This window comes from Pseudomonas qingdaonensis, from assembly GCF_018398475.1.
Lineage (GTDB): Bacteria > Pseudomonadota > Gammaproteobacteria > Pseudomonadales > Pseudomonadaceae > Aquipseudomonas > Aquipseudomonas palmensis.
The window spans coordinates 1,589,711-1,602,678 of sequence record NZ_CP074676.1 but is presented as its reverse complement, the minus strand read 5'-3'; the positions used below and the strand labels follow the sequence as shown (position 1 = coordinate 1,602,678).

16 protein-coding genes and 1 tRNA gene are annotated in these 12,968 nt (G+C 61.0%); 4 read left to right on the top strand and 13 right to left on the bottom strand.

The genetic code is table 11. The features are described from left to right. Positions 1-14: 14 nt before the first annotated feature. Together KH389_RS07520 and KH389_RS07515 are read left to right on the top strand one after the other, a co-directional pair. Complete coding sequence (locus KH389_RS07520; protein WP_043864200.1) at positions 15-485, top strand: RNA methyltransferase; 471 nt, start codon at positions 15-17, stop codon at positions 483-485. Between the two features lie 66 nt (positions 486-551). Next, positions 552-917: a YgaP family membrane protein gene (locus KH389_RS07515; protein WP_043864201.1), complete on the top strand. Its 366-nt coding sequence runs from the start codon at positions 552-554 to the stop codon at positions 915-917. On the opposite strand, the gene KH389_RS07510 is transcribed toward KH389_RS07515, so the two are convergent. Next, a complete protein-coding gene (locus tag KH389_RS07510) occupies positions 914-2,134 on the bottom strand; it encodes a hypothetical protein (protein WP_213607181.1) in 1,221 nt (406 codons plus the stop codon). The genes KH389_RS07515 and KH389_RS07510 overlap by 4 nt on opposite strands. Positions 2,135-2,157: 23 nt before the next feature. After that, entirely contained in the window at positions 2,158-2,604 is a 447-nt protein-coding gene (locus KH389_RS07505) for a YcgN family cysteine cluster protein (protein WP_043864203.1), read from the bottom strand. 152 nt (positions 2,605-2,756) lie between these two features. On the opposite strand from KH389_RS07505, the gene KH389_RS07500 reads away from it, so the two are divergent. Next, positions 2,757-3,350, top strand: coding sequence for a nitroreductase family protein (locus KH389_RS07500; RefSeq protein WP_043864204.1), 594 nt, complete (start codon positions 2,757-2,759; stop codon positions 3,348-3,350). A 99-nt stretch (positions 3,351-3,449) separates the two neighbouring features. Here the strand turns inward: KH389_RS07500 and KH389_RS07495 are convergent, their stop codons facing one another. The 5 genes from KH389_RS07495 to KH389_RS07475 form a co-directional block, all read right to left on the bottom strand. Next, positions 3,450-4,382 carry a D-2-hydroxyacid dehydrogenase gene (locus KH389_RS07495; RefSeq protein ID WP_043864205.1) on the bottom strand — a complete coding sequence of 311 codons (933 nt, stop codon included), beginning with the start codon at positions 4,380-4,382 and terminating at the stop codon, positions 3,450-3,452. Positions 4,383-4,460: 78 nt separating this feature from the next. After that, on the bottom strand, positions 4,461-4,754 hold the full coding sequence (locus KH389_RS07490) for a YcgL domain-containing protein (protein WP_043864206.1): 294 nt from the start codon (positions 4,752-4,754) through the stop codon (positions 4,461-4,463). Next, complete coding sequence (gene rnd, locus KH389_RS07485) at positions 4,751-5,884, bottom strand: ribonuclease D (protein WP_043864207.1); 1,134 nt, start codon at positions 5,882-5,884, stop codon at positions 4,751-4,753. The genes KH389_RS07490 and rnd overlap by 4 nt, the downstream gene beginning before the upstream one ends. A gap of 97 nt (positions 5,885-5,981) precedes the next feature. Then, a complete protein-coding gene (locus KH389_RS07480; RefSeq protein ID WP_078481643.1) occupies positions 5,982-7,616 on the bottom strand; it encodes a phosphoethanolamine transferase in 1,635 nt (544 codons plus the stop codon). Between the two features lie 200 nt (positions 7,617-7,816). Next, entirely contained in the window at positions 7,817-8,182 is a 366-nt protein-coding gene (locus KH389_RS07475; RefSeq protein ID WP_058541519.1) for a 5-carboxymethyl-2-hydroxymuconate Delta-isomerase, read from the bottom strand. A gap of 114 nt (positions 8,183-8,296) precedes the next feature. Between KH389_RS07475 and KH389_RS07470 the strand changes: the two genes are divergently transcribed. Beyond that, entirely contained in the window at positions 8,297-8,524 is a 228-nt protein-coding gene (locus tag KH389_RS07470) for an HP1242/YdcH family protein (RefSeq protein ID WP_043864210.1), read from the top strand. Between the two features lie 164 nt (positions 8,525-8,688). Here the strand turns inward: KH389_RS07470 and KH389_RS07465 are convergent, their stop codons facing one another. The 6 genes from KH389_RS07465 to purC form a co-directional block, all read right to left on the bottom strand. Continuing rightward, the gene (locus KH389_RS07465; RefSeq protein WP_043864211.1) at positions 8,689-8,880 is read right to left on the bottom strand and encodes a YhfL family protein; all 192 of its coding nucleotides are present in this window, start codon (positions 8,878-8,880) and stop codon (positions 8,689-8,691) included. Positions 8,881-9,068: 188 nt separating this feature from the next. Then, on the bottom strand, positions 9,069-10,334 hold the full coding sequence (locus KH389_RS07460) for a trans-sulfuration enzyme family protein (RefSeq protein ID WP_213607180.1): 1,266 nt from the start codon (positions 10,332-10,334) through the stop codon (positions 9,069-9,071). 80 nt (positions 10,335-10,414) lie between these two features. Then, positions 10,415-11,632 (bottom strand): YcaO-like family protein, encoded by a 1,218-nt coding sequence (locus KH389_RS07455; RefSeq protein WP_054914966.1) that lies wholly within the window; start codon positions 11,630-11,632, stop codon positions 10,415-10,417. A gap of 64 nt (positions 11,633-11,696) precedes the next feature. Beyond that, a complete protein-coding gene (locus KH389_RS27495) occupies positions 11,697-11,822 on the bottom strand; it encodes a hypothetical protein (protein ID WP_254996984.1) in 126 nt (41 codons plus the stop codon). Positions 11,823-12,071: 249 nt separating this feature from the next. Beyond that, positions 12,072-12,161 (bottom strand) — tRNA-Ser (locus KH389_RS07450). 92 nt (positions 12,162-12,253) lie between these two features. Further along, positions 12,254-12,964: a phosphoribosylaminoimidazolesuccinocarboxamide synthase gene (purC, locus tag KH389_RS07445; protein WP_010223163.1), complete on the bottom strand. Its 711-nt coding sequence runs from the start codon at positions 12,962-12,964 to the stop codon at positions 12,254-12,256. Between the last annotated feature and the right edge of the window lie 4 nt (positions 12,965-12,968).

Here is a 12,968-nt window from a genome sequence, read left to right as displayed (position 1 = left end):
AAGGGCCCCGGCACGTGGCGAACAAACGGTACAGCTGCATTGGTCTGTTCAACCCCAAATCAGCGGAGAACGTCGGTTCGGTGATGCGTGCGGCGGGTTGCTATGGCGTGAACTCGGTGTTCTACACCGGCAAGCGCTACGAGCGCGCCCGCGACTTCGTCACCGACACCAAGCGGGTGCACTATGACATCCCGCTGATCGGCATCGACGACCTGCAGAAGATCATCCCGCTGGGCTGCACACCGGTTGCCGTCGAGCTGGTCGAGGGCGCCCGCCCGCTGCCCGAATACACCCACCCCGACCGCGCGATCTACATCTTCGGCCCTGAAGACGGCTCGCTGGATGCCGACGTGCGCGCCTGGTGCGAAGAGACCATCTACATCCCGACCAATGGCTGCATGAACCTCGCTGCCACCGTCAACGTGGTGCTCTACGACCGCATGGCCAAGGGCCTGAACACCCGCTCCGGGCCCAAATTCAAGTAATCCGCGGGAACGTCCTGGCAGCCCTGGCGGTCTGCTGACTATCCATGCCCCCACAGGAGTACGACCATGTCCCAGAACAAGACCCTGACCCTGGCCACACCGTTTCAGAGCAAGACCGAACACAACGTGCAAGGCTGGGAGCGCGCTGGCTCCCTGGCCACGGGTGTGGTGATGGTCGGCAAGGGGCTGCGTCGCGGCGGTTTCTTCGGCCTGATCCAGATCGCCATCGGCGGCGTGGCTCTGGCCCGGGGCATCACCGGACACAGTTCGGCCAAGAGCCTGATCGAGCGCGGGCGCCGCGACCTGGATCAGATCCGCAGCAAGATCGAACGCACCGGTGAAGAGCTCAGCGTGCTGAAGGCCAATGCGCAAGCGGCCACCCACAGCGCCACGGTCACCGGCAACGACTCGCTCAAAAGCCCCAAGGCCTAACGCAACAGCTTGGTGTCCAGCACCTCGGAGCCACGCCCCAGCACGTTTTCACTGAGCTGGATGAACTCCGCGGTGCTGACGCTGTTGAGGCGCATCAGGCCCTGGGTCACGTCGTCCAGCGAACGCTGGTTATGCGTGTGCAGGCGGATCTCGCGGTCCAGCGCCTGCAGCAGCAACACCGCACGGGCCACCCCCGCATCGGTGATCTGCTCGCCGCGCAGCGTGGTGACCTTTTCGCCCTGCCTGGCCAACCGGGCCTGCACCGCCTGGTAGCGGTCCTCGGTGATGCCGCCGGCACGGCGCAGCAGTTCGATGCCGTAGTATTCGGCCAGCCCCTCGCCAATCCAGTCACTGCGCTCCTGGTCGTTGACCTGGGCGAACACCCGCACCAGTTCGCGCAACAACGGGCTGCTGCCGTTCTCGTTGACCAACGGGCGATTGCTGTTGAGGTAGATCGAGTGGTAGCCGGCCCGGGTGCCGCGCCACAACTGGTCGCGGGCGCCCACCAGCAGCAGCTTGGGCGGGTTGCGCGGGAACACGCTCTGCAGCTGTGGCCACACGAAGGTCAGCAGGGTCAGGGTGTCCATGCGCCGCAGGCCCTGGCCCTGGGGCCCGGCGACGGTGACTTCGGTCTCGCCCAGACGGGTGCGCCGGCTGCCCAGGTTGCCGGCGAGCATCCAGCCGGTAGGTCGGTCGAACAACCGCGAAGGGTTGTCGATGCGGAAACGCTGCTTGCCAATCCGCGGCCAGGGCGTTTCGACACTCTTCCAGTCGCCCGGCAACTCGAACACCAGGCGCGCGACCAGCTCGGTGCCGTCCTGCTGGTCGAGGCGTGCGGCAGGCACCAGGTCATCGCCCCGGAACAAGGCCCATTGCGCAGTGATGCGGCTGTCGTAGCCGGCGTTCTTCAGGGCATGGTTAAGCTGTACCCGGTAGCTCAGGCTGGACACTCCCGCCTCCGGCTGCCACAGGCCACGGCGCGCTCCGGCCTGCAACTGCCAGGCGCCATCGGCCTTGAAATCGCTGTAGACGGCTTCCTTGCCCAGGTCGAAATCCAGGCTGCGCACCGCTGCGCCGTCGGCCAGGGTCAGGCGCACCTCGGCTTGCCCGCTCTGGGGCAGCAGGCGCACGTGGTAATCCAGGTCGACCTTCTTCGCCCAGGCGCCATGGCTCGCCAGCAACAGCGCAGCCCCCAGCAAACAGCGACGTATCTCCATTCACATCCCCTTGCGCCGCAGCCTCAGCCGGCGCGGAAAATCAGATAGTCTTCCCAATCGTCTTCGGCCACGCTGTCTTCACTGAGCATGCGGCCAGACCACGAAATGCGTTGCTTGTGCACCTGCTCGCGATCGCCACTGACCAGGTGATGCCAGCTGGGCAGGTCCTTGCCCTCGCTGACCAGCCGATAGCCACAGGTGGGCGGCAGCCACTTGAACTGGTCGGCCTTGCCCGGGGTGAGCTGGATGCAGTCGGGTACCGAGGCAAAGCGGTTGGGGTAATCGCTGCACTGGCAGGTCTTGAGGTCGAGCAGCTTGCAGGCAATGCTGGTGTAGTAGACGCTGTTGTCGTCTTCGTCCTCGAGCTTTTGCAGGCAGCACAGGCCGCACCCATCGCACAGCGACTCCCACTCCTGGCGATCGAGCTGATCGAGGGGCTTGCTGATCCAGAAGGGTTGGGTGGCAGGCATGGTGCGTTTTGTCCTGTTTCAATTCAAGTGCGCGCGCGTGGCGGCGCCAGTCTAGGGCGTGTGGCCGGGCTTTGCCAGACCGCTTGTCAGGGCTGGCGCCACGCAGTAGTTTGACAGCCTGTGTGTTTTCCCACCCCGTCAGGAACCCCTCCATGAGTGCCAACCCTCGCGTTGCCGACTATGCCATTGCCGAGCAGTTCATCCAGCGCTGGTCGCCCCGGGCGTTTACCGCCGAACCGATTGCCGAAGACACCCTGCTGAGCTTCTTCGAAGCGGCGCGCTGGGCCCCCTCGGCCTACAACTCGCAGCCGTGGCGCTTTCTGTTCGCGCGCCGTGACACGCCGAACTGGGAGCGCTTCCTGGGCCTGCTCAACGAATTCAACCGCAGCTGGGCCCAGCACGCCTCTGCGCTGGTGCTGGTGATTTCCAAGACCACCTTTACCGCCCCTGGCGCCAGCGAAGAAACCCCGGCGCTGTGGCACACCTTCGACACCGGCTCGGCCTGGGGCCACCTGGCGTTGCAGGCCAGCATCAGTGGCTGGCATACCCACGGCATGGCCGGGTTCGACCAGGCGCTGGCGCGCAAGGAGCTGAAGATTCCGGACGGCTATGAACTGCATGCGATGGTCGCCATCGGCAAGCTGGGCGACAAGGCCAGCCTGGCCGAGTACCTGCAGGCCCGTGAAGTGCCAAGCCCGCGCAAGCCGTTGAGCGAGCTGGCGGCCGAGGGTGATTTCAGCCTGTAGGGCTGAAGTTCGCGGCGCCCCGTTCGCCGGCAAGGCCGGCGCCTAAAGGATCTCCTGTAGGCGCCGGCCTTGCCAACGAAGGCTGCGACGCGGTTTCAGTCAGTAGCCCCGCTCGAAATCCACCTCGCCACGCAACGCCTGCCCCGCCTCGTATGCCCGCAGATTCTCCACGAACAAACGCACCATAGCCGTCGGCGAGGTCGGCGCCGAGCTGTGCCCGGTCAGCAGCAGGCCCCAGGCGGTCCAGAACGGATGACGCTGCGGCAGCGGCTCCTGGCGGCATACATCGATCACCGCGCCCGCCAGGTGCCCCAGCTTCAGCGCCTCGACCAGGTCGGCATCGACCACCGATACCCCACGCCCGGCATTGATGAACAGCGCCTGGGGGTTGAACCTGGCGAACAGCGCGGCGTTGTACAGGTCGTGGGTGGCAGGCGTGTCGGGCAGCAGGTTGACCACATAATCCACCTCGCCCACCAACCGCCCCAGCTCATCCAGGCCGGCCACCTCGACAAACGGCGCCTGTACGCGGGCCTGGCTGGCCACGCCATACAAGGTGACACCGAAGGGCAGCAGGAACTCGGCAACCTGCTGGCCGATGTCACCGGTGCCCACGATCAGCACGCGCCGCCCTTCCAGGCTGCGCCCCAGGCGCCCGTCCCACTTGCGTTCCACCTGGCTGAGCACGCGCGCGAGCACCTCGCGCTCATGGCCGAGCATGTAGGTGAGCACGTACTCGGCCATCACCTGGCCAAAGATGCCCACCGCCCGCGTCAGGCGATAGCCACGCGGCAAGCCGTCGACCAACAGCGGGGTAATGCCGGCCCAGGTCGACTGCACCCAGGCAGGGCCGTGGCCCTGACGCAGCAGGGTGGCCAGCAGATCGGGCTGGCCGAGCCACACCGGGCACTCTGCTGCCAGCTTCGACAGTTCGGCAGAGTCGCCGCTGGTCACTACCTCGAGGTCCGGTGCCATCTCGCGCAGCAGGCGAGCGTAAAGGGCATGATCCTGTTCAACGATCAGAACGCGCATGTTTTGGATAACCTTGGCATAAACCACGGCGCTGGCCCGCTCACTGCGCGGGCCGCGCCATGCAAGACAGAAAAAAGCTCAGACCGGATCGTTGCGCCGCAACAGCTCTTCGGGAAGATGCTCGATGTACTCGTCTTCAAGTGGCGGCATCTGCAGGTGGTAGCCCTGCTTCTCCAGATTGGCCAGCACCTGGGTGATGTCTTCGCGGGCCAGTTGGCGTTCGGGGGTCAACACCAGGTCGAAGGCATGCACCGGCTTGCCAAAGGCCGGCAGCAGCCCCTCGGGCACGCGCTCCAGGCCATCGGCCTTGAGCACGTAGAGGTACATTTCATTCTTGCGCGGGCTCTTGTAGATCGAGCAGATACGTTTCATGGCTGGTCTCCGGTGCCGGCCAGGCAATCGAGCAGCGCCTGGCCCATCCGCTCGCGGCGCCAGCCGCGCAACGAATCAGGCAGTTGATAGGGCCCGTTGGGGTAGCCGCTCTTGAGCAGCGCCTCGAGGGTTTTCTTTCGCAGCATCAGTTCGGGCGCGATGCCCAAGCGCTCGCCTTCGGCCTGGCCGATGGCACGCAGCTGCTTGAGCAGCGCCGAAGCCTCGATCGGCAAGGGCTCGGGCAGGGCCGGCGGCCACTCGCTGGGCGGCACGCTGGCGGCCTTCTTGATCAGCTCGAGCAGGAACTCGCCATCCTGGCGAATGGTGCGCGGGTGCATGTCTTCGATCTTGGCCAGGGCCGACAGATTGTCGGGCTGGGTACGGGCCAGAGGCCACAGCGATTGCTCGCGCAGCACCCGGTTGCGCGGCAGGTTGCGCGCACGCGCCTCGCGTTCGCGCCAGGCGCACAGCTCGCGCAGCACCGCCAGTTGCGCACGCGACAGCTTCCAGGCCAGCTTGGCATCACGGTACAGCTCGTAGGGGTCGGTTTCGCGGCGCAGTTGGGCCACCAGCTCGGCGCCGTCTTCCAGCACCCAGGCATTCTTGTCTTCGGACAGCTGCGGGCGCAGGCGCTCGTAGACTTCGGCCAGGTGCACGGCATCTTCGGCGGCGTAGCTGACCTGGGTTTCCGACAGCGGGCGCTGCAGCCAGTCCGAACGGGTCTCGCCCTTGGGCAGCTCGATGCCGAGTACTTCCTGCACCAGTCGCGAGTAGCCCATGGAGAACCCGAGATTCAGGTAGCCGGCGGCCAGTTGGGTGTCGAACAGCGGCGCCGGCAGGCTGCCGGTCAGGCGCATCAGCACTTCGAGATCTTCGCTGCAGGCATGCAGCACCTTGGTCACGGCGCTGTCTTCGAGCAGCTCGGCCAGCGGCTGCCAGTCGCCGATCAGCAACGGATCGATCAGAAAGGCACGCTGCCCGTCGCCGACCTGGATCAAACCGGCGATGGGGTAAAACGTGTCAACCCGCATGAATTCGGTATCAAGCGCTACATAAGGCAACTGCCGCCACTGTCGGCAGTGCTCGGCCAGGCTGCGGTCGTCGCAAATCCAGTGAATATCGATGGCCACAAGGCTCTCCCACGAACAATGGCGCGCAGTATATACGGCGCAGGCCACCGCCGGGAAACCGCTCGACCGCCGCTCCCTCGCCAGCCTGCGCACGCGGTCAGTGTGTAGCGACCACCGGACGGCAACTGGCGAACATGTCCAGTTGCGGGTCGTACACCGAGGTGTGCACCCGCAGCAGGCCGAGCATCGAATGGAACAGGTTGTCCTGGCTCAGCGGCTGGTTGCGCGAGCGCTGCAGACAGTCGGTATCGACGGCATAGTCCTTGCGATAGCCATCGGAAAACCACGCCAGCATCGGTATGTGCTTCTGCTGCTCGGGAGCGAGCATGTAGGGCGTGCCGTGCAGGAACAGGTTGTACTCACCCAGCGACTCGCCATGGTCGGACAGGTACAGCATGGCGGTGTCGACCTTGTCCTGGCGGCTGCGCAGGACGTCGATCAGCGTGGCCAGCACGTGGTCGGTGTACACCAGGGTGTTGTCGTAGCCATTGATGATGCTCTGGCGGTCGCACTTGTCCAGGGCATTGCTGCGGCACACCGGGGTGAAACGCTCGTAGGCCTTGGGGTAGCGCTTGAAGTACTCCGGCCCGTGGCTGCCCATCTGGTGCAGTACCAGCACGGTGTCCTGCTGCAGGTTGTCGAGCATCGCCTCCAGCCCCTTCAACAGGATTTCGTCGTGGCATTCGCTGTCGGCGCACAGGGCCGGGTCCTTGAGGTTGCTGACATCCTCGAACGCCACGCGATCGCAGGTGCCCTTGCAGCCGGACTGGTTGTCGCGCCAGTGCACCGCGATGCCGGCACGCTGCAGCACGTCGAGCAGGCCCTCCTGGTTCCTGGCCTTGCTGGCGTCATACTGCTTGCGGGTGAAGGTGGAGAACATACAGGGTACCGACACCGCCGTTTCGGTACCGCACGAATGCACGTCGCTGAAGGCCACCAGCCCCGCCTCCTTGCTCAGCTGAGGCGTGGTATCGCGGTCGTAACCGAGCAGGCCGAAGTTCTGTGCGCGGGCGCTCTCGCCCACCACCAGCACGGTCAACGACTTGCGGGCCTGGGGCGTTACCGCCAGCGGGCGCACAGCATCTTCGCCAATGCGGCGCAACGGTACATGCGCGCTGCCTAGCTGCTCGCTGACATAGGCTACTGCGGCGCCGACATAGTTGCTGGGCACGACCATCAGGTGCAGTTCATGGTGATTGCGAAACAACGAGGAAAGCCCCTGGTAATTGAGCAATGCCACCGCGCCCAGTACTGTTGCGCTGGCCGTACCGACCACCAACTTGCTCAACAACTCGCGTGGGAAGGTGCGATAAAGAATCGGGGTTTTATATAAAAGAATACTCGGCACTACGCCCAGTAACAGGATATAGCCGGCCAACGTGAACGAGAGCAGATCACGCACTTCGGTGGCATTGGTTTCCATGGTATTGCGCAACATGCCCACATCGATCAGCACGCCGTAGCGATTCATGAAGTAGGCCACCCCCGCGCTGACAAGGAACAACCCCGCCAGCACCGGCTTGAACACGGGCCGGAAGGCCACCAGGGTCAGCACCAGGTTGAACGCGCAGAACACCAGCACGGCAAACGCCAGGCGCAGAACCAGGCCCGGGGCATCCCCCGGCACGATACTGAAAACATGCTGCCACAGCACCGCGTTGAAACCGATCAACAGGTACAGGCTGGCAATCAACGTTACCCATTCGGCACGCAGGGGCTTTAACTTGAACATGGCGCTTCGCTTCTTGAAAGTCCGGGACGATGTCATTGCAACATCAATTAAAAACAAGGCGGACTGTAGGCACGGTGCCATCAATTTTTCGTGAAAAAGACGCCAACAAATAATTGCACTTTATTGAGCGAAGGGCAGAACACTTCTTGTTCAGCCTTTATTCAGGAACAGGGCCTTGTCGCCCTGCTCCCGAACAGCGGTCAGGCGGGCAACAGCACCTTGGCGTAGCTGTCACGGTCCATGTCGACCAGCTCGACGCTCAACTGAAGCTCGCGACCGCTCACCTCGACCACCGCATCCTTGAGCACCTCGAGCAGGCTGCCCGAGAGCTGCTTCTTGACCTCCGGGGAGCGGCCGCTGAGCAGTGACAGCCGCACACAGACAAATGCCCGCTCGACCGGGGCCACGCCCACACGAAAATGTTCGAAGGCGCGCGCGCGACTCTTGATATCCAGTTCCTGGGCGAACTGACCACTGCCGACCAGCGCGTGATTCAGGCGCAGCAGAACCTTGTCGACTTCAAGCTCGCGCAGGTTGGCGCTGTATTCCAGGTGCAGATGGGGCATGACTCGGGCGTCCGTCGGGGGAAATGATTCGACAGACTACCCCATCTGCGGGGGGCGGCAAACGCGTCTATCCTGAAGGTTCATGCCCACCAACCTATCAGCAGAGGTGAAGAGATGCCGGTCAAACACGATTTGCTTGCAGACCTGAATCTGACCAGGGAAGCCTTCGACGAAAAAAAGAAAACCGATCCGCGGCTCAGTACGTTGCACGAGAAGTACAACGCGATCGACGCCCAAGTGGTCGAGGCAGAAAGCGGCAGCGCCACGGACGATCAGGTGACGGAACTGCGCAAGAAACGGCTGCTGACCAAGGATGAGATCGTCGACCATCTCAAGGCCTAGGCGTTGTACCGCTGGCCGTGCTGGATAAATCTTGGTTGACCACAACAGTTAATATCATTTTGATATCAAATTTTTTGCCAGATAATTGGCAAGCCAAAAAAAACCCCGACACTTGGCGTGTCGGGGTTTCTTGATCAGGCCGCAATGGCCTGATCACGCCAAACTTACTGCTGCTGCGGCAGTTTGTCGATTGGACCGCAGCCACCAATAACCTTGGAGATGGAAACCGAAGGGTGGAACAGGTAATCGTACGAGCAGTTCTTTGGCTGGTTGTACACTTGGCCAGTGCAACCGGACAGCAGGGCAACACCCGAAACAACAGCGATTGCGACCGATGCCTTGATAAACTTTTTCATTCTAAATCCCTTAAATTACGATTCGCCGTCTTACTGATGGCGCGGCGATTGTAGGGAGGTCAGCACAATAAATCAAAAGATTTGTTACACCTTTCAAAGTCTTATGGAACGTTCGTGCTAGTTGCCCGGGCAGGGCCTGCGAATCGACTTCGACGGTCATTCTGATTTTCGGCTCAGATTCTCGAGCTTCACACCGGCGACACTTCGCCTGCTGCCGAGGCTTGGGTGAGCATGGCAAGGCGCAGTGCGCGCCTGATGTCTGCATTGATATCGTCGGTGTCTTCCAGCCCCACAGAGATCCGGACCAACCCGCGAGGTACGCCCATTCGCTCCAGGTCGGTGCCGCCTGCTCGGGCAAAACTACCGTAGTGATAACACAGGGATTCAATGTTCCCGAAGGTGGTACCTGTTCGTATCAATTGCAGTTGACTAACAAAGATTGTGCCCGCTTCCTGCGAAGGCAACACAATGGCAATAAGACCTGTATGCAATGACGGGTCAATGCCGTTGGCCTGTGCGCTCCTGGTCGACCATACGGCACGCCATTGCAACGTGGGAAACTCCTGATTCAACATGGCAATGACAGCAAGTGCATTGTCGGCATGCTTTTTCAATCTGAGCGCAAGTGTTCTCAAACCACGCACCGTAAGCCAGGCCGAAAACGGGTCGAGGATCAGCCCGGCACTTTCCCTGTAAGACTTCAATGCCTTGAACAGATCCGGGTCATTGGTACTTACCATCCCGCCCATTACATCACCGTGTCCATTGATATGCTTGGTGGTGGAATACAAGGTCACTGCCGCCCCCAGCGACAACGGCTTCTGGCAAAGTGGCGTTAGAAAGGTATTGTCGACAACCAGAAGAACGGCGTTCTTCATGCAAAGTTTCGCCAGTTCCGCAATATTGATGTCCAGAAAAGCCGGGTTGGTGGGTGCCTCGATAAAGATCATTCTGGTGTCGGGCCGCAGGGCCGCCTGAAACGCCGCCGTTTCGTACGCTTCAATGACCGACAGCGTCATGCCACGCTGACGTGTTTCATGCTCAAGCTGTTCGATCACTTCATAGAACAGGCCGCGGGGCACGATGACGTGGTCACCTGCGCCCAGCAGCGCACGAAAGACCAGCAGGCAGGCGGTCATTCCGCTGTTGACTGCCAGACTGTAGGCGCAGTGTTCGATGGCACGAAACTTCGCCTCCAGGACGGAAACGGTGGGGTTGGCGTAGCGCTGGTAGGCAAAGTTTTCCCCCTCTGCATTGCCGAGCATGTCCCTCCCCGCTTCAACGGAGTCCAACAGTGCCGCGGAATTGCAGATCAGTGCGGGCACTGGAAACTGATCCAGGCCCGCCTCATGTTGCCCCAGGTGGATCGCGCGGGTAGCAGCGCCGAGTGGCGAAGACAGCAGATAATCACGGCGCTGCCGTTCACGCGGGCTCACGTTTTTGGTTGGGCTCATGAATGGCCTGATTCCGAAAGAGAGGGCTGATCCAGCCCGTTGATGATGACCTGCCCCTGGCGACCTGAGGGTGGTGCCGTTTACTCGTACTTGTAGCAAGGCACCACTTTTCCACCCAGCGAGACGATGGAGAACCTTTCCATTTTCGGCATGACGGCACAGGCCAGGCTCACTTGGGCCGCGCTGCAATGCAGCTCCTTTACCCAGATGGGATGATCCGCCTTGAAGCACTCGTGCTTCAGGTGTAGCAAATGTTGATCCAGTGGCATTCTGTCCGGGTCGCGTGGCATGGGGGCAGATGTCATCCTGGCGCGCTGCGTCGAATCAAACGCCAGGCGCAGGCACCGCAGCAGCCGTGGGTGCCGTGCCAGGTTGTTCCTTGAACCTGTCCATTCCCGGGTGACCTCTTCCAGGCCTTCGGCGACTTTGTATTGCTGCACCAGCTCCTTGATGGCGCGTGCTGCGGCGTGGCTCGGGTACAGCGAACAGCCACCGCCAACCACATGCACATCGGCGATTGTCTTGTCTGGGCAATAGGCAATGAAAACGGGATAGGGTATCTGGCTGGTGGCGTCGAACACTTCGATCGAGGCCCCGATGGCACCTTGCGCATCGCGCAAGGTTTGCAGCAATGCTTGCGGCATCGAGGCGTGAGCGATCTTTCTTATGGGTGTTTTGCACTCGTAAAAGAAGTGCTGTGCAATAAAGCGGCCGATACCGTGGCGCTCTATGACTTCGCTCGCGGCATGTATCGCCGCCTCGGCGAACCCGTAGCCTGCTGCCACACCCGTACCACAGGAATATCGGCGCGCAGCGCCATAGTCGGTATCATCGCCAGCGATGGCTTCATTGGCATACTGATGATTGATCAGGAATGACGGGTAGTGCAGATCAGCGCCGCCTGATGCTTCATGCGCCGCAAAGTGGATGACAGCCATCTGTGCAGTCTTCGAATGACGAAGCATCTGCACCGGCAGTACGTCCTGCAGGGCCGGTTGGGAAACAACCGAATCAAAACACTGCAAGGCGCTATGGGAGCGTAGTTGAAGTGGCCCCATGCTATGTTCATACGCTTCATACTTGGCGCCGATGCGCGCCTCTGCTTCATACCCTTTTCCGCAGCCGACAGACTCCATGTCACGGCTGTCAAAGGGGAATTCAAGCGTGGCCACAGTGCTGGACAGCGGGCTACCGTAACGGTTCAGGGTTACCTGTATTCCTTCGTTGATAAAGTGCTGATCTATCACACTTTCTGCATCTTGCAATGACAACGTTCGTTCGGGAGCAATCATGTTCATCGGCTGGAATTTCCATATACGCTGAAAGAAAAATGAGGCGCAGCAAGCGCCTCATTCATTTTCATCACTCAGCCAGTACAGCAGCTTCTTCTGGCGTGAACTCTTCTTCCAGCTTGACGCTATCCACTTCGTCTTCAGCAGGTTGGTCGACCTTGAACTCGTTGATATACATGCAGCAGTACTTACCCATGGAAATATCCTTTTCATGATGGATTCATGTGCGCACTTGTTTTCAGGTGCAGGTCGAGAGTAATACCGGCCACTTTCACTGCCCATAGGAAAAGTCCTGACTCCAGGCGTGAATACGTGGTTTATGGGGTGTTACTTGAGTGCCAGAATGCGCCGAAACAGGGAACAGTGTTTCCTACGCACAATTGCTGTGCGCACGCGAAAAGCAAAAAGCCCCTGAAACCGTAGGTTTCAGGGGCTCTTGCATGTATGGCGGAGAGATAGGGATTTGAACCCTAGGTACTGTTGCCAGTACAACGGATTTCGAATCCGTCCCGTTCGGCCACTCCGGCATCTCTCCAGTGGCGCGCATGATACCAGCAGTTTTCCCAAACGCAAAGCTTCTTGTGAAAAAAATTCGCGTGGTATCAGGCGCTTGCGTCAGTCACGCGCTTACAGCGGCACGCCCAGACGCTTGGCAACTTCTTCGTAGGCTTCGATCACGTCGCCCAGCCCCTGACGGAAGCGGTCCTTGTCCATCTTCTTGCGGGTTTCCTTGTCCCACAGGCGGCAACCATCCGGGCTGAACTCGTCACCCAGCACGATCTCGCCATGGAACACGCCGAACTCGAGCTTGAAGTCCACCAGCAGCAGACCAGCGTCGTCGAACAGCTTGCTCAGCACTTCGTTGACCTTCAACGACAGCGCCTTCATTTTCACCAGCTGCTCGGCGGTGCCCCAGCCGAACGCAACCACGTGGGATTCGTTGATGAACGGGTCGCCCTTCTCGTCGTTCTTGAGGAACAGCTCGAACGTCGACGGCTCCAGCTTGATGCCCTCCTCCACGCCCAGGCGCTTGACCAGGCTGCCGGCTGCGTAGTTGCGCACCACGCACTCGACCGGAATCATGTCGAGCTTCTTGACCAGGCATTCGTTGTCGCCCAGCAGCTTGTCGAACTGGGTTGGAATGCCGGCTTCTTCAAGCTTCTGCATGATGAAGGCGTTGAACTTGTTGTTCACCATGCCCTTGCGGTCGAGCTGTTCGATACGCTTGCCGTCGAACGCCGAGGTGTCGTTGCGAAACAGCAGGATCAAGCGGTCGGCGTCGTCGGTCTTGTACACCGACTTGGCTTTGCCGCGGTAGAGTTCTTCACGTTTTTCCATGATG